This is a genomic window from Clostridium sp. FS41, from assembly GCF_000954015.1.
GTDB lineage: Bacteria > Bacillota > Clostridia > Lachnospirales > Lachnospiraceae > Enterocloster > Enterocloster citroniae.
In genome coordinates this window covers 31,959-54,454 of record NZ_JYHN01000048.1, presented here as the reverse complement: position 1 = coordinate 54,454, position 22,496 = coordinate 31,959, and the positions used below count along the sequence as shown (strand labels likewise).

At 51.1% G+C, this 22,496-nt stretch carries 21 protein-coding genes; 1 reads left to right on the top strand and 20 read right to left on the bottom strand.

Translation table 11 applies throughout. The annotated features are described in order from the left end of the window. Positions 1-88: 88 nt before the first annotated feature. The 15 genes from CLFS41_RS08180 to CLFS41_RS08100 form a co-directional block, all read right to left on the bottom strand. Positions 89-790, bottom strand: coding sequence for a hypothetical protein (locus tag CLFS41_RS08180; protein WP_082082533.1), 702 nt, complete (start codon positions 788-790; stop codon positions 89-91). Positions 791-833: 43 nt separating this feature from the next. Further along, entirely contained in the window at positions 834-2,954 is a 2,121-nt protein-coding gene (locus CLFS41_RS08175) for a polyribonucleotide nucleotidyltransferase (protein ID WP_045092004.1), read from the bottom strand. A 258-nt stretch (positions 2,955-3,212) separates the two neighbouring features. After that, positions 3,213-3,479, bottom strand: coding sequence for a 30S ribosomal protein S15 (gene rpsO / locus CLFS41_RS08170; RefSeq protein ID WP_007869843.1), 267 nt, complete (start codon positions 3,477-3,479; stop codon positions 3,213-3,215). 159 nt (positions 3,480-3,638) lie between these two features. Beyond that, positions 3,639-4,589, bottom strand: a complete 951-nt coding sequence (locus tag CLFS41_RS08165; RefSeq protein WP_007869844.1) for a bifunctional riboflavin kinase/FAD synthetase — start codon at positions 4,587-4,589, stop codon at positions 3,639-3,641. Positions 4,590-4,593: 4 nt separating this feature from the next. After that, positions 4,594-5,574 carry a tRNA pseudouridine(55) synthase TruB gene (gene truB, locus CLFS41_RS08160; protein ID WP_007869846.1) on the bottom strand — a complete coding sequence of 327 codons (981 nt, stop codon included), beginning with the start codon at positions 5,572-5,574 and terminating at the stop codon, positions 4,594-4,596. Between the two features lie 46 nt (positions 5,575-5,620). Then, the gene (locus tag CLFS41_RS08155; protein WP_007869848.1) at positions 5,621-6,589 is read right to left on the bottom strand and encodes a bifunctional oligoribonuclease/PAP phosphatase NrnA; all 969 of its coding nucleotides are present in this window, start codon (positions 6,587-6,589) and stop codon (positions 5,621-5,623) included. Beyond that, positions 6,589-6,990 (bottom strand): 30S ribosome-binding factor RbfA, encoded by a 402-nt coding sequence (rbfA, locus tag CLFS41_RS08150; RefSeq protein WP_007869850.1) that lies wholly within the window; start codon positions 6,988-6,990, stop codon positions 6,589-6,591. Before rbfA ends, CLFS41_RS08155 begins: the two co-directional genes overlap by 1 nt. Before the next feature lie 85 nt (positions 6,991-7,075). Continuing rightward, positions 7,076-10,498, bottom strand: coding sequence for a translation initiation factor IF-2 (gene infB / locus CLFS41_RS29365; RefSeq protein ID WP_082082532.1), 3,423 nt, complete (start codon positions 10,496-10,498; stop codon positions 7,076-7,078). Next, a complete protein-coding gene (locus CLFS41_RS08130) occupies positions 10,485-10,820 on the bottom strand; it encodes a ribosomal L7Ae/L30e/S12e/Gadd45 family protein (RefSeq protein ID WP_007869863.1) in 336 nt (111 codons plus the stop codon). Before CLFS41_RS08130 ends, infB begins: the two co-directional genes overlap by 14 nt. Further along, positions 10,810-11,076, bottom strand: coding sequence for a YlxR family protein (locus CLFS41_RS08125; protein ID WP_207740207.1), 267 nt, complete (start codon positions 11,074-11,076; stop codon positions 10,810-10,812). Before CLFS41_RS08125 ends, CLFS41_RS08130 begins: the two co-directional genes overlap by 11 nt. A gap of 37 nt (positions 11,077-11,113) precedes the next feature. Continuing rightward, positions 11,114-12,286 (bottom strand): transcription termination factor NusA, encoded by a 1,173-nt coding sequence (gene nusA, locus CLFS41_RS08120; protein WP_007869866.1) that lies wholly within the window; start codon positions 12,284-12,286, stop codon positions 11,114-11,116. Positions 12,287-12,329: 43 nt separating this feature from the next. Next, positions 12,330-12,797 (bottom strand): ribosome maturation factor RimP, encoded by a 468-nt coding sequence (rimP, locus tag CLFS41_RS08115; protein WP_007869868.1) that lies wholly within the window; start codon positions 12,795-12,797, stop codon positions 12,330-12,332. Positions 12,798-12,950: 153 nt separating this feature from the next. After that, entirely contained in the window at positions 12,951-14,090 is a 1,140-nt protein-coding gene (gene nagA, locus CLFS41_RS08110) for an N-acetylglucosamine-6-phosphate deacetylase (protein ID WP_007869870.1), read from the bottom strand. 404 nt (positions 14,091-14,494) lie between these two features. Next, entirely contained in the window at positions 14,495-15,724 is a 1,230-nt protein-coding gene (gene hydF / locus CLFS41_RS08105; RefSeq protein WP_045092003.1) for a [FeFe] hydrogenase H-cluster maturation GTPase HydF, read from the bottom strand. Positions 15,725-16,012: 288 nt separating this feature from the next. Next, positions 16,013-17,206 (bottom strand): dicarboxylate/amino acid:cation symporter, encoded by a 1,194-nt coding sequence (locus CLFS41_RS08100; protein ID WP_007869874.1) that lies wholly within the window; start codon positions 17,204-17,206, stop codon positions 16,013-16,015. Between the two features lie 553 nt (positions 17,207-17,759). Here CLFS41_RS08100 and CLFS41_RS08095 point away from each other — a divergent pair. Next, a complete protein-coding gene (locus CLFS41_RS08095; protein ID WP_007869877.1) occupies positions 17,760-18,641 on the top strand; it encodes a LysR family transcriptional regulator in 882 nt (293 codons plus the stop codon). Between the two features lie 135 nt (positions 18,642-18,776). Here CLFS41_RS08095 and ilvC read toward each other — a convergent pair whose 3' ends face one another. The 5 genes from ilvC to CLFS41_RS08070 form a co-directional block, all read right to left on the bottom strand. Then, the gene (gene ilvC, locus CLFS41_RS08090; RefSeq protein WP_007869879.1) at positions 18,777-19,787 is read right to left on the bottom strand and encodes a ketol-acid reductoisomerase; all 1,011 of its coding nucleotides are present in this window, start codon (positions 19,785-19,787) and stop codon (positions 18,777-18,779) included. A 113-nt stretch (positions 19,788-19,900) separates the two neighbouring features. Beyond that, positions 19,901-20,404, bottom strand: coding sequence for an acetolactate synthase small subunit (gene ilvN / locus CLFS41_RS08085; RefSeq protein WP_007869881.1), 504 nt, complete (start codon positions 20,402-20,404; stop codon positions 19,901-19,903). Positions 20,405-20,548: 144 nt separating this feature from the next. Further along, complete coding sequence (locus tag CLFS41_RS08080) at positions 20,549-21,217, bottom strand: HAD family hydrolase (RefSeq protein ID WP_007869884.1); 669 nt, start codon at positions 21,215-21,217, stop codon at positions 20,549-20,551. A gap of 17 nt (positions 21,218-21,234) precedes the next feature. Next, complete coding sequence (nudC, locus tag CLFS41_RS08075) at positions 21,235-22,068, bottom strand: NAD(+) diphosphatase (protein WP_045092002.1); 834 nt, start codon at positions 22,066-22,068, stop codon at positions 21,235-21,237. A 195-nt stretch (positions 22,069-22,263) separates the two neighbouring features. Continuing rightward, positions 22,264-22,446: an HPr family phosphocarrier protein gene (locus CLFS41_RS08070; RefSeq protein WP_007869891.1), complete on the bottom strand. Its 183-nt coding sequence runs from the start codon at positions 22,444-22,446 to the stop codon at positions 22,264-22,266. Positions 22,447-22,496: the final 50 nt, after the last annotated feature.

Sequence of the window (22,496 nt, the reverse complement as noted above, 5' to 3'; positions counted from 1 at the left end):
TGATTATTACTCATAAAAAATATTATATAACGAAGGTCAAAAAAAGACAATGCCTGATTTTCCACCAGGCACTGCCTCATTGTGCGTCTTATTTAAAGATGGCACCTTCCAGATCGGATGCAAACTTATCCATATCAACTGGCATCCATGAAACCTTTTCCTTGCCGCTTACTTCCACCTTCATTTTCTCGCACTTCACAGTCACGTCAGTGGTTTCCGCAGACGGCTCCATCTCTCCAACCTTTGCCACAAACTGCTTGATCACATCCTGCATCAGCTTCTGGGCGGCTTCCTCGTCACCTGACATGACTGCAGCCATGGTCTCTTCGTCCATGTTGGTCTGCATCTCGGTTATAAGGTCGTTCATGATCTGAGCCAGACCATCGCTGGAATAGCCTGTCACTTTGAGAAGGACGGTGGTCTCATCCTTTGTCTCACTCTGGATCTCAGCCGTGTAGCTCAGCTTGTTCAAAAGGCCTGTCATGATATCGGACATTTCCTGAACTTCCTCATCCGTGAAGTCAATGCCAAGCCCGCCAAGCTGATCCTTTAACATATCAGTCATCTCAGTATAGTCTTCCGCCAGCAGGGATGACCTTACATCATCCTCAGAGGCAAATCCCAGCAGATCCTTCATCGGGATTGCATTTTCCTTTACCACCAGGTCGTACATGGCTCCCACTACCTGATCTGCCGGTGCGAGCTTGCTCTGGCATCCTGTCAGAACCACACTGCACATCATCAGGACTGCTGCCATCAGCAGCGCCAGCTTTGTTTTCATTTTTTTCATAATACTTTTCTCCTCTTTCTATATTGCTATCATAACAGAAATTTTATTTTTCTGCTTCAGCCTCTTCCTTTTTGCCGGCCAGGTCGCTTGGTCTCATGGTCAGGTTGATCCTGCCCATCTTGTCAACCTCAGTTACCTTAACAGTAACTTCGTCTCCAATATTGACCACGTCTTCAACCTTGCCCACTCTCTTGTCGGACAGCTTGGAAATGTGGACCATGCCGTCCTTGTTGGGAGCCAGCTCCACAAATGCGCCGAAGTTCATGATGCGCACTACCTTGCCGTTAAATACCATACCGGCTTCAATGTCTGTCACGATTCCGGTAATAATGGTGATGGCTTTGTCGATCATGGTCTCATCCGTACCGCACACGCTGACGGAACCGTCATCTGTGATATCGATCTTAACTCCAGTCTCCTCGATGATCTTGTTGATCACCTTACCCTGCTTGCCTACCACATCGCCGATCTTCTGAGGATCAATGCTGATCTGCTTGATCTTTGGAGCATATGGGCTTAAATGCTTTCTGGGCTCGGAGATAACAGGCTTCATTACATCCTCCAGAATGTGCATTCTGGCTTCTCTGGTCCTGGTTATGGCCTCCTCGATAATAGGTCTTGTAAGGCCGTGGATCTTGATATCCATCTGGATGGCTGTGATACCGTTTTTGGTACCGCCAACCTTAAAGTCCATATCGCCGAAGAAGTCTTCCAGGCCCTGGATGTCGGTGAGTACAATATAGTCGTCATCCGTATCACCTGTCACCAGACCGCAGGAAATACCGGCTACCATCTCCTTGATGGGCACACCTGCCGCCATCAGAGACAGAGTAGATGCACAGATACTTGCCTGAGAGGTGGAACCATTGGATTCCATGGTCTCGGACACGGTACGGATCGCATATGGGAATTCTTCCGCACTTGGCAGCACGGGGATCAGCGCCCTTTCTGCCAGTGCGCCATGACCGATCTCACGGCGTCCCGGTCCCCTGCTTGGCTTTGTCTCGCCAACGGAGAAGGACGGGAAATTATAGTGGTGCATATAACGCTTGCTGGTCTCATTCTCATCCAGGCCGTCAATCCTCTGTGCATCGGAAAGAGGTGCCAGGGTGCAGGCGTTAAGGATCTGGGTCTGTCCGCGTGTGAACATACCGGAACCGTGTACTCTGGGCAGAAGGTCCACTTCAGCCGCCAGATGGCGGATCTGATCAATGGCACGGCCGTCCGGACGCTTGTGATCCTTTAAGATCATCTTGCGCACGGTCTTCTTCTGGTACTGATAAACAGCCTCTCCCAGCACGGAAAGCCACTCTTCGTTGTCGGCAAATGCCTCTTCCAGGCGCTCTGTCACAGCAGCAATGTTCCTCTCACGTGTCTGCTTGTCATCAGTAAACACAGCCTCCTCCATCTCTGAGGGAGGAACGATCTCCTTAATGGCTGCAAACAGTTCTTCCGGAACAGCGCAGCTTTCATAGGTATGCTTTTCCTTGCCGCACTCAGCTACAATGGTGTCGATAAAGCGGATAATCTCCTGGTTCACTTCGTGTGCCTTAAAAATAGCATCGATCATCTGCTGCTCCGGGACCTCATTGGCACCGGCCTCGATCATGATCACCTTTTCCCTGGTAGATGCAACAGTCAGAGCCATGTCGGAAACCTGCTTCTGATCTGCTGTGGGGTTGATGACAAACTCTCCGTTCACAAGACCTACCTGTGTGGTTGCGCATGGTCCGGCAAAGGGGATATCGGAAATACTGGTCGCAATGGCGGAACCCAGCATAGCGGTCAGTTCAGGGCTGCAGTCCGGATCAACGGACATTACGATATTATCCAGCGTAACATCATTGCGGTAATCCTTTGGGAACAGAGGGCGCATGGGGCGGTCGATCACACGGCATGTAAGGACAGCGTTCTCAGATGCCTTTCCCTCTCTCTTGTTAAATCCTCCCGGGATCTTTCCTACGGAATATAATTTCTCCTCGTATTCCACGCTCAGGGGGAAGAAATCGATTCCCTCCCTTGGCTTTGAGGATGCTGTTGCGGTTGCAAGTACAACGGTATCGCCGTAGTGCATGAATGCTGCACCATTGGCCTGTGCTGCCACCCTGCCCACTTCCACGGTCAGTTTGCGTCCTGCCAGGTCCATACTAAAACTTTTAAACATATTGGTGTCTCCTTTTCTTTCATTAAATATTGTTAGTTGGAAGACAAAAAAGATGCCGAAACTACTGATCTGCCTGCAGAATGCCTGACCCTGACTTGCTTTTTGTCAATTCCTGCAGGTACATCAGCGGTCTCGGAATTTCTCCCTTGTCCGCCCATGATACTATGCCTTATGGCTTTCTCCCTGGTACTTCCATGTCTTTTGCCTGTTTGAAAAAGCAAATATAGGGTGGAGTCCCCTCCACCCTAATCTTCAGAATTACTTTCTGATACCCAGCTTCTCGATTAATGCACGATATCCTTCCAGATCAGTCTTCTTTAAGTAATCCAGAAGACCCCTTCTCTGTCCAACCATCATCAGAAGACCTCTTCTGGAGTGATGATCCTTTGGATTCTGCTTTAAATGTTCGGTCAGTTCGGTGATCCTTTCTGTCAGGATAGCGATCTGAACCTCCGGTGAGCCTGTGTCTCCAGGCTTGCGGCCATACTGTGCAATGATCTGTGCTTTCTTTTCCTTAGAAATCATGGTAGTTCCTCCTTAATATTATTCGTCTCACCGTAAACCAGGCTAATGGCTGGAGTAACCAGGTAACCGGGCATCGGCGTCATTTCATACCGATTCAGTATAGCACAGTCCAAGCTGGTTGTAAACCGGTAATTTTACATTTATTTTTTATCTCTTAACCTATCTCTTTACCTGGATCTCGGGGTGGCGCTCAAAGTAATCAGCTGCAAACACCTTGTCCATCTCGATGCGCTGCTTCAGTTCCTCCAAAGAGGAAAATTTCTGCTCCGGCCTGTCAAAGGCCAGCAGCTGGACTTCTATGACCTTTCCGTAAAGGTCCTGATGCATATCAAATATATAGGTTTCCACCCCAACCGGATTTCTGCCCTCCACCGTGGGCTTGCGCCCGATGTTGGTAACGCCCCGGTAATAGGTTCCATCCACCAGGACCCGGGACACATACACTCCAAACCGCGGCAGCCGTTTAATGGAGGGAGGCAGCAGATTGGCGGTGGGAAATCCCAGGATGCTTGTTCCGATATGGTTTCCATGGACCACCTCGCCGTGGACCGCATAGGGCTCGCCCAGCAGAGCATTGGCTTTTTCCACATTTCCCTTTTCCAGTTCTTCCCGGATATAGGTGCTGCTGATGTCCCTCAGATGGTCCTTTTCCTTTTCAATCACATGGAGCCGGTATCCCAAGGTCTCCTCCAGCTGCTTTAAAAGCCGCGCATCCCCTGCGCCTTTGTATCCAAAGCTGCAGTCAGGACCCACCACGATCACCTTTGCCTGCATCCGGCCTGCCAGAATGTCTTTTACAAAATCCTCAGGCTTCATGCGGCGCGTTTCCTCACTAAAGGGATATTCCACCAGGTAATCCACCCCCATCTTCTCCATGTTGGCCCGTCTCTCCAGATTGGTGGTGATCACGGTCTGCGGCTGTCCGCTCATCATGGACAGCGGTGGTGTGCCGAATGTGAAGATGGCAGTGGGATATCCAAGGCTGGACTTCAACTCCTGCATGGTGAGCAAAAGCTTCTGGTGCCCCCTGTGTCTTCCGTCAAACTTCCCCAGGGTCACAATGGTTGGTTCTTCTATCTGAAATTCTGTGGTGTCTGCTATATACCTCATACTGCTATTCCTCGTTCTCTTCTGGTACTGGGGCCTGTTTAAAAAATTCATTCATTCCGGATGTCAGGAACATTTTCCAGGGCTTCCACCAGTGCCTGCTGTCCTGGTATTCATAAACGCCCACAAACCGGCCCCTGCTGTCATACATCCTGAATTTCTGTCCCTCGGCCAGATCCTTTACCCACTCCCTGTCATCCCCTGTATCCAGCTGGTTCTTAAAGCAGGGATTTCCATTGTATAACAAAGGATCCGCCTCAGGACGCACCTTCAAAACAGCGTATGACTGCAGGGCTGCTTCTACCGGGAAGATACAGGCGTCAAGGCGCCCTTCATCCCTGATGGCCTCAACCTCATCCAGCTTAAGGCTGTCTTTGATCTCAAAGCGGTCCACCCTGGTCCGCGTCAGGTGTTCCATACATCCCCCGCATCCCAGCCGTGCTCCAATGTCATGGCACAAGGTTCTGATATACGTGCCCTTGGAGCAGGTGACTTTCATCCACACCCTGGGCAGTTCCATCCGCTCCACCTGTATTTCCAGGATCTGTACCCGCCTGGCCTGGCGTTCAATCTCTTTCCCTGCCCTGGCAAGCTCATACAGCTTTTTCCCGTCCACCTTAAGCGCGGAATACATAGGAGGGATCTGGTCATATTCCCCCAGAAATCCCATCACTGCCTCTGTCACAGCCTTTTCATCCAGATCCATGGCAGACTCCCTGTGTTCCATTAACACCGTTCCGGTGGTATCCTGGGTATCGGTCACTGTTCCCAGGAGCATGACGGCTTCATATGTCTTGGACCGGTCTGTGAGCATATCACACAATCTGGTGCCCATGCCAAGGCACACCGGAAGTACGCCTTCCGCCGCGGGATCCAGTGTGCCGGTATGTCCGATCTTTTTCTGCTTTAAAATCCCTCTGAGCCGGGCTACCACATCGTGGGAGGTATAGCCCGGCTCCTTATATATGTTTATGATTCCGTGGTACATGGTCTTATCCTTTATTTCTGTGCCAAAGTATGTTTGGGCTTTGCTTTCAGGCACGGTCTGCGGCCTCGGGTTCCAGCTGTTTTGCAATGTGTCCGGACAGGTTGTTGATCACATCATGGATACTTCCTGTCATGGTGCATCCCGCCGCCCGCACATGGCCGCCCCCGCCAAAAAATGCGGCGATCCGGCTCACGTCCACAAGGCTTTGTGAGCGCATACTCACCTTATATTCCTGGGCTCCTGTCTGGTACAGGAAAATGGCCACCTCCACGCCGTCTGTGAGGCGCAGCTGGTCAATGATCCCGTCCATATCCTTGCTGTCCACGCCGTAAAACTCCATCTCATTCTGGCGGATCGCGCTAAAAATACACTTTCCGTCAAAGAATGTAATGCTTTCCAGCAGTGCTCTTCCCAGGATCTGGTTCTGGATATATGTTTTTTTATAAAAGCTGTTGTCAATGATGGATCCAAAATCAATTCCCTTGGCCATCAGTTTTCCTGCGATCTCCATGGTGGTTCCTGAGGTACAGGAGTATTTGAATACGCCCGTGTCATGGACAATCCCCGTGTAAAGGCATTCCGCCACCCGGATATCGATCTTTTCCTCATCCAGCTGTCCATAAAGGACTTCGCAGGTGGAGCTGGCTTCAGGAACCACCAGGTTACTGCCTGCAAAACGGGTGTTAGTCACATGGTGATCCAGACACAGGCTCTTCTTTGCCTGTGCAAGCAGGCTGGAAAATTCCCCCAGCCGGCCCACATCACCGCAGTCCAGGCAGACGCAGAGCTCATAGTTCTCCCCATCCGCCCGGTGGCGTATTTCATCAAATCCCTTCAGATAGCCGAATTTATCCGAGGCCTCCTCCAGGTACACTGCTGCCCGGATATCCGGGCAGTTAAGGCGGAGATAGTTATACAGTCCCAGTGCGGAACCCAGACAGTCCCCATCAGGGCGAATGTGTCCAAGAATCGCTACCGAACCCGTACCCTCTAACATCTGTTCCAAAATTGTCATCAGATCTCCTCCTCTTCACCTTCCTCATCCTGTCCTTCCCCTTGGTGAAGGTCCTTTGTGACCTCATCAATGAGCTTTGACATATTAACACCATACTCAATGGACTGATCCAGGATGAACTTAAGTTCCGGTGTATTGCGCAGATTGATCCTTCTTGCCAGTTCCCTGCGCACATACCCTTCCGCGCTCTTTAAGCCTTCAATGGTTGCCTTTGCCGCGTCTTCATTTCCCAGTACGCTGATATATGCCTTGCAGTACTTAAGGTCAGGCGTGACTTCCACGGAAACCACACTTGTCATGGGATGGATCCTTGGGTCTTTAATGCCATTGCGAATGATCTCACTCAATTCCCTGAGTACCTCCGCATTGATTCTAGTATTCTTTATGCTGTTCTTGCGCATGTTGCTCCTCTCTTTCCGTCCAGGAAAGGGCGTGACAGGCCGACCCTTTCACCGGTTCCGCCTGTCATCGTGTGTATGAGCGTATCTATCTTGGTACTTCTACCATGATGTAAGCTTCAATCTCATCATCTTCCTGGAGATCATTAAACTTCTCAAATACAAGGCCGCACTCGTAGCCGGCAGCCACTTCCTTTACATCATCCTTGAAACGTTTTAAGGATGCCAGCGGACCCTCAAAGATCTGGTCCTTGCCTCTGCTGACCCTGCAGCTGCATCCTCTCTGGAACTTGCCGTCCAGGACATAGGAACCTGCAATGGTACCCACGCCGGATGCCTTAAAGGTCTGTCGGATCACGGCATGGCCGATCACCTTCTCCTCAAATACAGGATCCAACATACCCTTCATAGCTGCTTCCACATCCTCGATCGCCTGGTAGATCACCTTGTAAAGGCGCATATCCACCTTCTCCCTCTCGGCAATGGACTTGGCCGTTGCGTCCGGGCGGATGTTGAAGCCAATGATGATGGCGTTGCTGGCAGATGCCAGGGAAACATCAGACTCATTGATCGCGCCTACGCCGCCGTGGATCACTTTTACCATAACCTCTTCATTGGAAAGCTTTGTAAGGCTCTGCTTAACCGCTTCCACAGATCCCTGCACATCAGCCTTGATGATCAGCGGCAGTTCTTTTACATTGCCTGCCTTGATCTGGCTGAACAGGTCATCCAGGGATAATTTTGCCTTGGTATCCTCGATCAGTTTGCTCTTGCCCTCTGAGATAAATGTCTCAGCAAAGCTTCTTGCTTCCTTCTCGCTCTCTGTTGCCACAAATACCTCGCCTGCGTTGGGCACATCATTCAGACCCAGGATCTCTACCGGCGTGGATGGCCCTGCCTCTTTTACTCTGCGGCCCCTGTCATCCATCATGGCACGGATCTTGCCAAAGCATGCGCCTGCGGCAATGGTATCTCCTACCCTTAAGGTTCCCTTCTGTACCAGGACAGTGGCCACGGGGCCCTTGCCCTTATCCAGCTCAGCCTCGATCACAAGGCCTCTTCCCTTACGGTTTGGATTGGACTTAAGTTCAAGGACATCTGCTGTCAGGAGAACCATTTCCAGCAGGTCCGTAATTCCCTCTTTGGTATGCGCGGATACAGGTACAAAGATCGTGCTGCCGCCCCAATCCTCAGAAATCAGTTCATACTCGGACAGCTCCTGTTTTACCTTATCCACATTGGCGCTTGGCTTATCGATCTTGTTGATGGCAACAATGATCTCCACGCCCGCTGCCTTTGCATGGTTGATGGCTTCCACGGTCTGAGGCATCACGCCGTCATCTGCGGCAACCACCAGGATTGCTATATCAGTGGACTGGGCGCCTCTCATACGCATAGCTGTAAACGCCTCATGTCCGGGTGTATCTAAGAAGGTGATCTTGCGGTCATTGATCTCGATGACGGATGCACCGATATGCTGTGTAATGCCGCCCGCTTCCCTTGCAGTTACATTGGTCTCACGGATCGCATCCAAAAGCGAGGTCTTACCATGGTCAACGTGTCCCATTACACACACAACCGGTGATCTGGGCACCATATCCTCCTGGCTCTCATCATCTTCCTTTAAGAGTTCTGCGATCACATCAACTTTTACTTCTTTTTCACAGAGTACATCAAACTCCATGGCGATTTCTTCCGCCTGCTCATAATCGATCTCCTGGTTCAGGGTCACGATCTGTCCCTTTAAGAAGAGCTTCTTAACGATCACGGACGGCTGCAGCTTCATCTTGTCAGCCAGTTCCTTAATGGTCAGGCTGTCCGGAAGAGTGATTGTCTTCACCTCATCAACCTTTGCATCCTCCTTTTTCGGCACCGGCATGATAAATGCGCCCTTGCCTGTTTTCGGAGTCTTCTTTCCGTCCTCTACGCGGTCTCTCTTATCGTAACGGTCATTTCTGTGAGCATTCTTATTACCACGGTTGCTGGTGGGTTTTGCCTGGATGGATGTCTCAAAGGAGGGTTTACCGTCCCTTGCGCCGCCCGGACGGCGGTTATCGCCGCGGGGCCCTCTGTTATCCCTTGCATCCTTATCTTTATCATCACCACGGCCTGCATAGCCTCCCTGGGGTCTGCCGCCATAGCCGCCTCCCTGGGGACGGTTGCCCTGATAGCCTCCCTGGCCCTGGGGTCTGTTGCCCTGATAACCGCCTGGACGGTTACCCTGGTAGCCTCCCTGGCCCTGGGGTCTGTTGCCCTGGTAACCACCCTGACCTTGAGGTCTGTTGCCCTGGTAGCCGCCTTCGCGGTTGCCCTGGTAGCCTCCCTGGCCCTGGGGTCTGTTGCCCTGGTAGCCGCCTTCGCGGTTGCCCTGGTAGCCTCCCTGGCCCTGGGGCCTGTTGCCCTGGTAGCCGCCTTCACGGTTGCCCTGGTAGCCTCCCTGGCCCTGAGGCCTGTTGCCCTGGTAGCCGCCTTCGCGGTTGCCCTGGTAGCCTCCCTGGCCCTGAGGTCTGTTGCCCTGGTAGCCGCCTTCGCGGTTGCCCTGGTAGCCTCCCTGGCGGTTGCCCTGATAGCCGCCTTCACGGTTACCTTGGTAACCTCCCTGGCGGTTGCCCTGATAGCCGCCTTCACGGTTGCCCTGGTAGCCGCCTCCCTGGCGGTTGCCCTGATAGCCGCCCTCACGGTTGCCCTGATAGCCGCCCTCACGGTTGCCCTGGTAGCCTCCCTGACGGTTGCCCTGGTAGCCTCCCTCACGGTTGCCCTGATAGCCTCCCTGACGGTTGCCCTGATAGCCTCCCTCGCGGTTGCCCTGGTAGCTTCCCTGACCCTGAGGTCTGTTGCCCTGGTAGCCGCCTTCACGGCTGCCCTGGTAACCTCCCTCGCGGTTGCCCTGATCGCCTCCCTGGGAAGGGCTCTGTGTCCTGTTATTATCCCTTGCCTCAGGCGCAGCCGCAGTCTCGGCCGGATGGGCAGCGGGCGCTTCCTTTACAGCGGCCGGCTGAACTTCCTGAGCCTGAACCTGAGGACGCGGCGTCTCCTGCTGCACAGACGGTGCAGGGGCCGGCGCTTCCGCCCTGGGCGCCTGCTGCTGTGGCTGTGGTTTTGGCTGCGGCTTGGGAGGAGCAGGACGCTTGATCTGCTGCTGGGCATTCTGCGGCCTGAACACAGCCGTCAGTTTTTTCTTTCCCGCCTCAGGTCTGCCTGTGGACTCAGAAACAGTTTTAGAAGCTTCCGCCTTAGGCGCCTCCTGTTTGGACACATCTGTCCTGGGTGCTTCTGTCCTGGGTGTCTCACTTCTCGGCCCTTCTGTTTTTGGCGCTTCTGTCCTTGACATCTCAGTTCTCGGACCAGCCCCCGCCTTCTTATGATTTACAGATGATCTCACAATATTCTCCTGCTCCCTTGTAACATTGGATGCAGCGTACAAAGCGGCAGCAGTATCTTTTTGTTTTATAATTTCCAATATCTCTTTACTGGTTTTACCCAGTTCATTTGCCAGTTCACTTACTCTCATTCAAACTACCTCCATTTATATTCATTAGTTCTGCCATTGACTTTGCGAACCCTGCATCTTCCACGGACAGGGATGCTCGAAACTCCTGACCGATGGCGTGCCCCAGTTCATCCTTTGTTCCAAACAGATAGATTGGGACTTTATAGTGAGTGCACATATTGGTAAACATTTTCTTCGTATTATCCGAAGCTTCTTCCGATACGATTACCATTTGCGACCTTCCGCTCTTTACAGATTTCTCCGTCGAAAATTCTCCGCTGACCACTTTCCTTGCCCTCTTTGCAAGGCCAAGCAGGCTTAGCAGCTTTTTGCTATTTACCAAGCTCTTCCATCTCCTTTTCCAGAGTCTCATATACCTCTTTTGGAATGGGCATTTTAAAGGACCGATCCAACCCCTTGCTTTTCACGGCCTTTTTCAGGCATTCCATCGATGGGCACAGGTAAGCGCCTCTGCCGTTCTTACGGCCGGTGGCATCTAACACAATCTCATCTTCGGCGGTTTTTATAACTCTTATCATTTCTTTCTTGCTCTTCATCTCCTGACAGCCTATGCACTGTCTGAGCGGAACTTTTTTCATGCTCACATACATCACTCCTAATCTTTTCAGAGTATCCCTATTCCTGTTCGTTTACGTCTTCCTGGTAGTCCTCTTGATATTCCTGGTAGTTTTCCGGCTCCTCATACGTTTCTTCCTCAAAGCTTGCAGCCGGTGTGTCTCCGTACTGGAGGCCCATCTGCTCAAAGAGCCCCATCTCCCTTGCCTGTGTCTCGCTCTTGATGTCGATCTTAAAGCCTGTAAGCCTTGCAGCCAGCCTTGCGTTCTGGCCTTCCTTGCCAATGGCCAGGGACAGCTGGTAATCCGGCACGATCACCTGTGCCTCCCGCGCTTCCTCGTCAGCCACCACACAGATCACCTTGGCCGGGCTCAGCGCATTCTCGATCAGGTACGCGGGATTGTCGTCCCAGTTGATAATATCAATCTTCTCTCCACGCAGTTCGCTTACAATGGAGTTGACCCTTGCACCGTTAAGGCCCACGCATGCGCCCACGGGATCCACATTGGAATCGTTGGATTTTACAGCGATCTTTGTTCTGGAACCTGCTTCCCTGGCAATGGCCTTGATCTCCACCGTGCCGTCACGCACCTCCGCAACTTCAGATTCAAACAGGCGCTTTACAAGGTCCGGATGGGTTCTGGAAACGGAAACCCTGGGTCCCTTTGGAGTATCCTTCACCTCGATCACGTATACCTTGATACGCTCGGTGGGGCGGAACGTCTCTCCCTTTACCTGCTCGCTCTCATTTAAGATCGCGTCCACTCTTCCCAGATTAATACTCACGTTCCTGCCCAGATAGCGCTGGACGATACCTGTCATAACATCCTTTTCCTTGGTATAATACTCATTGTAAAGGACCTTGCGCTCTTCCTCACGGATCTTCTGCAGGATCACGTTCTTTGCGTTCTGAGTGGCGATACGGCCAAACTTCTTGGAATCCAGGGGGATCTGCACCGTGTCTCCCACCTCATACTTTGGGCTCAGCATTTTGGCATCCGCCAAGCTGATCTCCAGGATATCGTCTTCCACGTTCTCTACAACGGTCTTCTCAGCATATACGGCAAAATCACAGGTGTTTGGATTCACTGTGACCTTTACGTTATCGGCTTTTCCAAAATGGTTCTTACAGGCAGTGAGCAGGGAGTTTTCGATCGCTTCGATCAGTGTATCCTTGGCGATATTCTTCTCCTTTTCCAAAACCTCCATTGCCTCCAACAGTTCCTTGTTCATGTTTATCCTCCTATCCATGCCTGGGCATGTGAATTAAAAATGCTTAAAAATCCAGTGCCAGCCGTATAAGGGCAATGTCCGGCTTCTCAAATACCATGAGGCTGCCGTCTTCCATGGTCAGCGTCACAGTATTTTCATCATATGCACTTAAGGCACCTGTAAATTCCTTCTGCTTATCAATCTGACGATACAGGCGCACATCCACATCCTTGCCCATGCTTCTGATAAAGTCCTTCTCTTTTTTCAGAGGACGGCCCAGACCCGGTGAACTGACTTCCAGGATATAGCTTTCATCAATAAAATCTTCTTTATCCAGCCATTCGCCTAACTTTCTGCTGATGACCTCGCAGTCGTCCACAGCGATCCCGCCTTCCTTATCAATATAAGCCCTGAGGTACCAGGTACCTGCTTCCCTTACATATTCCACATCCACAAGTTCAAAATGATGCTCATCCATCAGCGGAAGGAGGTATTTTTCTACTCTGCTCTCATAATTTTCCTTTTTTCCCATCCTTACACCACCTTTCTGATTCTACTCAAAACGAAAGAGTGGACCGGCGTCCACTCTTTATCAGTAATCTACATTAGTTATCGTATACACTATACCATCATGTTCCGGTAAATGCAAGCATTTTCAAGGATTTTGTTGAAATATTCCTGTAAATTAAAGCATTGCACGTCCTCTGCACCAGGTCTGGATCACACTGTAATCGTCATCCAGCACCACCAGGTCTCCATCGCATCCGGCTGCGATCCTGCCTTTTCGTTTATCCACCCCCAGGCACCTGGCAGGATTAATGGTACAGGAATTGACAGCGGTGTCAAAGGGAACCATGGCTTCCTCCACCAGGATCCTAAGTCCCCGGTTCATGTTCAGGGTGCTTCCCGCAATGGTGTCAGATCCCTTCAGCCGTGCCAGTCCGTCATCCCCGATCTCGATGTCGTGCCCTCCCAGCTGGTACTGTCCTCCCGGAGGGCAGTGCTTTGCGCGCAGGGAATCGCTGATCATAATGGAATAATCCCGTCCCTTGGAATGGAAGAAATTGTTAAGGGCAGCCAGGTGGGAATGGCAGCCATCGCATATGATCTCGCCGTAAATGTCCCTGACCCTCAAAGCAGTTCCCACCAGCCCCGGCTTGCGGTGATGGTACGGCGTCATGCCGTTGTACACATGGGTCATGGAGGTTGCGCCATTGGCAATTCCCAAAAGAGCCTGCTCATAGGTGGCCGCGGAATGCCCCATGCTCACCACCACGCCGTGGGTGGAACAATATCTTGTGAGCGCATGGTCCGGATCACGCTCCGGAGCCAAAGTGATATACTTGATCAGCCCCCCGGCCGCCGCCTGATACCGTTTAAACTGTTCCACAGAGGCAGTGGCAATGGCTTCCGGAGGCTGGGCCCCCTTGTACTCCATGTCCAAGAACGGGCCTTCAAAATGGATCCCCAGGATCTCTGCGCCCTCATAGCCTTCTTCCACCACGGCAGCCACATTTGCAACCGCCTTTGTAAGCACCTCCGGCATCTGGGTCACGGTGGTGGGCAGAATAGAGGTGACCCCCTCCTCAGGAATGCGCTTCATCCAGTTTCTCAATCCCTCCGGCTCTCCGTCATTGGTATCAAAATCATAAGCCCCATGGGTGTGGATATCAATAAATCCCGGAAGGATCCTCTTGTCCCCGTAATCATGGTCCACAGGTCCTGTACCGTAATTGTAAATGCGTTCAATGGTTCCCTTTTCAATCTCCAGCTGCGCTGCCACAAACTGGCCTCCTATCCAAATCCTCTTACCCTGAATCCTCATATCATCTTCTCCTTTCTCTTTCTTTCCCTTTGATACCCTCAGCGGACAAGGGAGTACACGGTTTTGCACCACAGATTTGCGATTCTGCGGCGTTACTGTCTCCGGGCGTAGCCGACTGACGTTAACGCGGCCAGCCGCCAAAAGACGGCGGTTGGGGCGTGTGTGCCCTTGTTCACTGAGGGTACTCCCACCTCTATTATTTATATCCTTAGTTTATATCCTTTGAGTACAGTATAACACGTTAGAAATATTTTTCAATATAGTTCTTAAAATAAAAATATTTTTTATTATCTTTACACACACAGGTTTTCACCGAAAAGGAACGGACATGATACAAAAAAGGAACCATGACCAGTGACCGCATACCTGCCGGACCACTGTTTATGGTTCCCTTTCATTTCTGCTTATATTCCTTTTCGGTCCAGAAGAGCGGCTATGTGCGGAAAGGGTTCCAGACTGCGCCGCAGGATCCCATGTATATATGCAATGGTGATCCCATAATTGGTCATGGGTACGCACTGATCCCGGGCGCATTTCATCCTGTACTTCATCTCCCGCTCATTGAGCATGCATCCGCCGCAGTGGATGATCAAACGGTAGCCGCCCAGGTCGTCCGGAAATTCCGTTCCTGATGTAAATACAAATTCAGGTTCTGTTCCCGTAAAACCCTGTATCCAGGACGGAAGCTTCACCGTACCTATGTCACCGCACTGCCTGTGGTGTGTACACCCCTCTGATACCAGTATCCGGTCCCCTTTTCCTATGTGATCCAGAGCCGTCACGCCCTCCACCAGCTGTTCCAGATCCCCTTTATATCTGGCAAAAAGGATGGAAAAAGAAGTCAAAAGAATATCCTTTGGCGTATCTGCAGAAACCCTGGCAAATACCTGGCTGTCCGTGATCACCATTTTGGGCTTCTTCCCCAGCGCCGGCAGCACCCCTGCCAGTTCATTTTCCTTAAGGACAATGGCAGTCGCATCCGCTTCCAGGATATCGCGTATGGTCTGCTGCTGGGGCAGGATCAGCCGTCCCTTGGGAGCAGCCTTGTCAATGGGCACTACCAGCACTGCAAAATCCTGTGGTTCCAGCAGATCTCCCACAATCCTGCGGCTGTTCTCCTGGATCTTTCCCAGTGCGGCCAGGCACTCCTTAAGATCGGCGATCCCCTGACCGGTCAAGGCACTGACTTTTACCAGCGGGAGGCTTTGTTTCCAATCCACCTGCCCAGGATCTTCCTGTTCCAGGTCCATCTTGTTACAGACGATCACACAGGGGATCCGCTTTTCCTCTATGCGTTTTAAAAGGGAGCTGTCCTCAGGCGTCATGCCATGGCAATGGTCCACCACCAGGACAGCCACATCCGTCTTGTTCAGCACCTGATAGCTTTTCCTGACACGCAGGCTGCCCAGCTCCCCCTCATCATCGATCCCCGGAGTGTCGATCATCATCACAGGTCCCAGGGGAAGCAGCTCCATGGCCTTGTACACAGGGTCCGTGGTGGTTCCCTTTACATTAGAGACCACAGCCAGATTCTGGCCCGTGACAGCATTGAGCACGCTGGACTTGCCTGCATTTCTCCTTCCAAAGAACCCAATATGGACCCGATCCGATGCCGGTGTGTTATTCATTCCCATACGCTTTTGCTCCTCTTTTCCTTTTTCATTTGTAACTGTTTAAGGACGGCTCATCTTCTTGGCCGAAAAGCTGATACCCAACTGTTACTTTCATTATTATATTGCATATTACTACAGCCCCCATGGGCTGTCAATCCCCGGAAAGGAATTCTCTTTGTCGGACCTTTTCCGGAGCATAGGAGCGCCGGGGCATAGGTGCACCGGGGCGCATTGGGATCCAGGGCGGAAAAACCCCTGCCCGGGGCATCTCAAACCGCAGGCAGGGGAATGGGGCACACATGTTCTCCTTTATAATCCGCTCTCAATTTTCTGCCGTTTGATCCCATGCTTTTCGGCAAAGCCGGTAAGGATCATGGTCAGCGCTCCGTCTCCTGTTACGTTACAGGCTGTTCCGAAGCTGTCCTGCAGGGCAAAAATAGTGAGCATCAGGGCTGTTCCCGTCTCATTAAACCCGAGAACGCCTGTAATCAGGCCCAGGGACGCCATTACCGTACCGCCCGGAACGCCAGGCGCACCAATGGCAAATACTCCCAGGAGGGCACAGAACAAAAGCATGGTTCCCGTGGACGGGATATAACCGTAAAGTATCTTAGATATTGTCATAACGAAGAACACCTCCGTGAGCACGGAGCCGCACAGATGGATGTTGGCAAACAACGGGATGCCAAAATCCACCATATCATCCCTCAGAGGAGGCTGGGATTTCTTCGCACAGCGCAGAGCAACCGCCAGGGTTGCTGCGGAGGACATGGTTCCCACAGCCGTAATATAGGCCGGCCCGTAATTCTTGATCACATCCATGGGGTTCTTGCCTGAATATGCTCCGCCGATGGCGTACAGCAGGGCCATCCAGATATAGTGCCCGATCATGACAATGACGACCACCTGGATAAATACGGGCAGCTGTTTTGTTATGGTTCCTTCATATGACAATGCACAGAAGGTGAAAGCGATAAATACAGGAAGAATGGGAATAACAACTTTTGTTACAACGGACAGTACGATCTGCTGGAATTCCTCCAGGACATCTGTGATCACCCTTGCTTTGGTCCACGTGGCAGCCAGACCCAAAAGCAGTGAAAAGATCAGGGCGCTCATCACCGGCATGATCTGGGGAATGTCCAGCTGGAACACGATCTCAGGCAGTTCCTTCAGCCCCTCCACCTCTGTGGCAATGGAAAGGTGGGGGATTATAAGATAGCCTGCCACCATGGAAAACAGCGCAGCGCCGATAGATGAAATATACGCAATTGAAACAGCAACTCCCAGCATTTTGGACGCATTATTCCCAAGCCTTGTAATGGAGGGAGCAATGAATCCAATGATGATCAACGGAACGCAGAATACGATCACCTGGTTCAGTATGTATTTGATCGTTACAATGACATGCATAAGACCTTCGCCGGAAACCTGGCCAATGACAATACCCAGAATAACCCCCAACAGTAATCGGAACGGTAAACTACTTGTTATTTTTTTCATACCTATTCTCCAATCATAATTTTTATGATCCCTTCGCCGGTCTCCCTCATCCCTTTATTTCCAGGCAGACCAACATTCTTACGTGTTGCCTCGACACCACTTGTCACAATGCCGCCTTCTCTGGTGTAACCTCAGCCATCACCTCCCATTCCTTTTGTGGATTCCCTGCCACGATCCGGTCCGCTGCCAAAATTCCCTTTCAGTGATCTGTATTGGGAATCCGGTTACTAAAAGAGTACCACATTTTATGCCCCCAGGTCAATGTCTGTATCATTACATGTTTCCCTGTTTAAGATTCCCTTATCTACCGGGGTATCTATTGTAAGTATATACATCTGCGGGTATAAGGTGAACCATAAAACCGTAATAAATAACTGCAGGGCTGCCGGACAACAGGAAACGGTCCGCAGCTCCGGGGAGTTTTTGAAAAAAACCTGAAAAACTTGGAATTTATATATCTGCGCTTTACATTTCCCCACCCATATTGTTATAATAAAAACATATAGCAAAAAAAAATGGTATGAAAATTTGTTATATCGCATGGAGGTAAGGGATGGAGCAGAACCTATCACAATATAAGATATTCTATGAGGTAGCAAAAGCCGGCAATATTTCCAAAGCCGCTAAAGAACTCTATATCAGCCAGCCGGCCATCAGCAAGGCCATCAGCAAGCTGGAGGACAGCCTGGGACTTTCCCTGTTTACCCGCAGCTCCAGGGGCGTGCAGCTCACCGCGGAGGGGGAGATCCTGTTCGAGCACACCAGGGAAGCATTTGATGCTTTGGAGCGGGGTGAATCCGAGTTAAAGAGGATCCAGGAGTTCGATATCGGCCATTTGCGCATTGGGGTGAGCAACACCTTGTGCAAGTATATCCTGCTTCCCTATTTAAAAACCTTTATTGACCAGTACCCCCACATGAAGGTGACCATAGAAAGCCAGTCCACGGCCCAGACCCTGACGCGTCTGGAACAGCAGAAAATCGATCTGGGACTTGTGGCCGAACCCTCCGTGCGCAGGGATCTGGCATTCATACCAGTAATGGACATACAGGATATCTTTGTCACCACACCCTCTTATCTGGAGAACCTGTACTTAAGAGAGGGACAGGATACCAATATTTTTGAGACCGGCAACATCATGCTTCTGGATACCAGCAACATGACGCGCCACCATGTGGATGAGTATATGTCCGATAACAATATCATACCCAGGCAGGTGCTGGAGGTGACCACCATGGACCTGCTCATTGAGTTTGCAAAAATCGGTCTGGGGATCGGGTGCGTGATCAAGGAACTGATCCAAAAGGAACTGGACAACGGCATTCTGGTGGAGATCCCCCTGGAAATCCCCATTCACAGAAGGACCATTGGTTTTTCCTACCATCCGGCCAACCAGGCCCTGGCTTTGAGAACATTTTTGGAGTTCTTATACTAAAGTTCAGGCAGTCAAAAGGCGGTTCCTCCCATGCCGGGGAGAAACCGCCTTTTATACATTACATACTCATACCCACAATTTTATCGTTTCTTCTATGGCCTTTTACCTATGTAACCACTGTCCCGATGCCGGCAATTAGTTATTGATCAGCTTATCGGTGTCATTCCAGCTGTACAGCTTTCTCAGCTCAGAGCCAACCTTTTCAAGCGGCTGGGCAGCTTCGTTCTTTCTCATGGCATTAAAATGAGGACAGCCTACCTGGTTCTCTGTGAGCCAGTCTTTTGCAAAAGTACCGTCCTGGATATCGGACAGGATCTTCTTCATGGCCTTCTTTGTCTCATCTGTCACAATCTTTGGTCCGGTGATGTAATCGCCGTACTCTGCCGTGTTGGAGATGGAATATCTCATACCGGCAAAGCCGCTCTCATAGATCAGGTCAACAATCAGCTTCATCTCATGCACACACTCAAAATATGCATTCTCAGGAGCATAACCGGCTTCAACCAGGGTCTCAAATCCGGCTTTCATCAGAGCGCACACGCCGCCGCACAGAACAGCCTGCTCTCCAAAGAGGTCTGTCTCTGTCTCTACCTTAAAGGTAGTCTCCAGGATACCGGCCCTTGCGCCGCCGATCCCCTGACCATAAGCCAGAGCCATATCGGTTGCCTTGCCTGTTGCATCCTGATGTACCGCGATCAGACATGGGGTTCCTCTGCCTCTCTGATATTCGCTTCTTACCGTGTGGCCCGGAGCCTTTGGCGCGATCATGGTCACATCCACATCCTTAGGCGGAACGATCTGTCCGAAATGGATGGCAAAACCGTGCGCAAACATCAGCATCATGCCTGGACGCAGGTTTGGAGCGATGGACTCTTTATACATAGCCGCCTGCTTTTCGTCATTGATAAGGATCATAATAACATCGGCTTTCTTGGTTGCCTCTGCTGCCGTATATACTTCAAAGCCCTGCTCCTCGGCCTTTTTCCAGGAACGGCTTCCCTCATACAGACCTACAATTACATTGCAGCCTGACTCCTTTAAATTTAATGCATGTGCATGTCCCTGGCTGCCGTAACCGATGACAGCGATGGTCTTGCCTTCCAGTAATGATAAATTACAATCTTCCTGATAATAAATCTTTGGCATTGCTCTCTTCCTCCTTGATTCCTTTGAAAATGTATATGTTAAGGCAACAAAACCGACGACTCTCAGTCCGCCCTTGGCCGCCCCCTTAAGCTCTTATTTACCGCAACCGATCCCTACGGAAGCATCCTGATATCTTCAGCGCCTCGCTCAAGTCCGGTCAGACCGGTACGGGCCAGTTCCAAGATCTCATAATCTTCCAGCAGATTGATGAGCGCGTCCAGCTTGGACTGGTCGCCTGTCAGCATGACTGTCAGGGAGTCCTTGCCCACATCCACGATGGTTGCACGGAATATGCTGGAAATAGCGCTGACCGACTGGCGGTCCGAAGCATTGGCCTTCACCTTGACCATCATCAGTTCCCTGTACACGGAACGGTCCGGCTTCAACTCCTTGATATCCCTTACATCCTCCAGTTTGTTTAACTGGTTCTTGATCTGCTCCAGAACAGTCTGATCACCCAGGGAGACCACGGTCATCCTGGAATACCGCGGGTCTGCGGTGACACCAACGGTCAGGCTTTCAATATTGTAACCACGGCGGCTGAACAGTCCGGCCACCCGGGCCAGCACGCCGGCAGTATTGTCTACAAGCAGCGATAACACGATTCTGTCATCCATATAATCCCACCCTCTCATCATGGTTCAGGCAGTTATGGTCCTGCCCTTTCCATATAGTAATTTCAATCATAACAACCATTGTTCTATTTGTCAATTGCATAATAGGAATGGTTATTATGAGTTTTAGTTATACTAGTACCTTTATTAAAGGGACAAAAGAAACTGTTCAAGTTCTGAAACAGTTTCAACCACATGGGCGGCCCGGCAGTCTTCCATCTCCTGACGGCTCCCATATCCGTAGAGCACGCCTACACATTCCATGCCGCACTCCCTGGCTCCCAGCACATCATGTTCCCGGTCCCCCACCATCACGGCATTGTCCACCGCCTCTTTTTGTAGGCCCAGGCCGCTGGACTCCAGCACATACCGGATCACATCACCCTTCCTGCACCTTGTCTCATCCAAATTGGCTCCGCCGATAAAATCAAAGTACTCTGCCAGTTTAAAATGCTCAAGTATTTTCACTGCAAATTCCTCAGGCTTGGAGGTGGCCACCAGCAGGGTTTTGCCCGCGTCCTTTAGGGCCTGGAGCATTTCCCTGATTCCGGGATATTCCTTGTTCTCATACCATCCCTGCCTGCTGAAATACTCCCGGTATATGAGCACGCCCTCCCAGGCCTGCTCATCGGAAAAGCCATAAAACTTCTTATAGCTGTCCGTCAGGGGCGGCCCGATAAAGGGGCAAAGGGAATCCAGGTCCTCCACCTGGATCCCGTAATGGTTCAGGGCATAACACACGGATTTCGTGATCCCCTCTTTGGGGTCTGTCAGTGTTCCGTCCAAATCAAATAATATATGAGTCTTATGATCCATCCGTTTCTCCCATTCCGTTATATTTTCCCGTCCTTAAACGCTTTCATCATCTCATGTCCCACGCTGATATAAGGTCCGTATTCCACGATCTCATCCCGTGTAAACCATCCGGCCTCCGAGAGTTCGTCCTCCTCCAGGCGTATGGTATCGTCCCCGTCCAACTCCGCCGTAAATCCGATCATCTCCGTGTCTGAGAATGCCCAGGGCTGGCTCTTATAATAGCGTATGTTCTTTACCTTCAGTCCCACTTCCTCCATCACTTTCCTGCGCACGCAGTCCTCAAAGGTCTCACCGATCTCCACAAATCCGGCGATCAGAGCGTAATTGCGGTAAGTCCCCCTTGCATACCTGGACATGAGGAGTTTGTCCTTGTTTTTAATAGCCACAATTATGGCCGGACTGATCTTGGGATATTCCGTCTGTCCGCACTCAGGGCAGACCATGGCCCGTTCCTTTTCACTGGGCGCCATCTTCTGCCCGCAGCCCCCGCAGTACTTCCTGCTCTGGAGCCATCTGTAAAGCTGGCTGCCCGTTATCCCTGCAAACGCCTGATAAAGGGGTTCAAAGGTCCTGAAAACCGGCAGTCCTTCCATGACGTAACCGCCGAACTCCGGCACCTTCATATCCGTCACCAGATAGTAGGCCCTGTCGTCAATACAGAACAGATACCTGGCCCCAGGCCTCACATCCTCCTCGTCCAAAAGATCCCTGAAGGTAGGGATCACGTACCCCTCCCCCTGCCGTAAAAGCATAACCTTATTGTACTCATAATGGAGGACAAAGTCCTGTTCCTCCGGCGCCTTTTTGCGGAATGTGGGATCATATGTATGAGGCGCTATATCCTGTATCATAGATTATATCATCTTCCTTTCCAAGTCCTTTTCGGGTTTGATGTCTATTGTATCACAGGATCGGAGGGTTGTAAAAGAGATAATTGGGATTTAATTGGCTGAAAGGATAGGCGCCAGTCCGTGAAGAGAATGGGGACGGGACGGGGGGAGGGTACGGCTTCTGGGCCGGCAGGTCACAGACCTGCGCGCCCCTCCTTAATCGTGTATTACTACGTTTAGTTTTTTGCGGATTCCAAGGCTCAAGATTCCCAGTATGGATTTGCCGTCCACCATGCAGCTGCCGCAGCATACGTCCACGTCCTGGGGGTACTGCTCTACGCGGTTTACAAACTGTTTGACGTCCTCTATTGTATTAAATGTAATTTCCTTTGTTGTCATAAAAAACCTCCTGTATCTAATACGGCTTATGTTATGGGCCGTATTTTTAT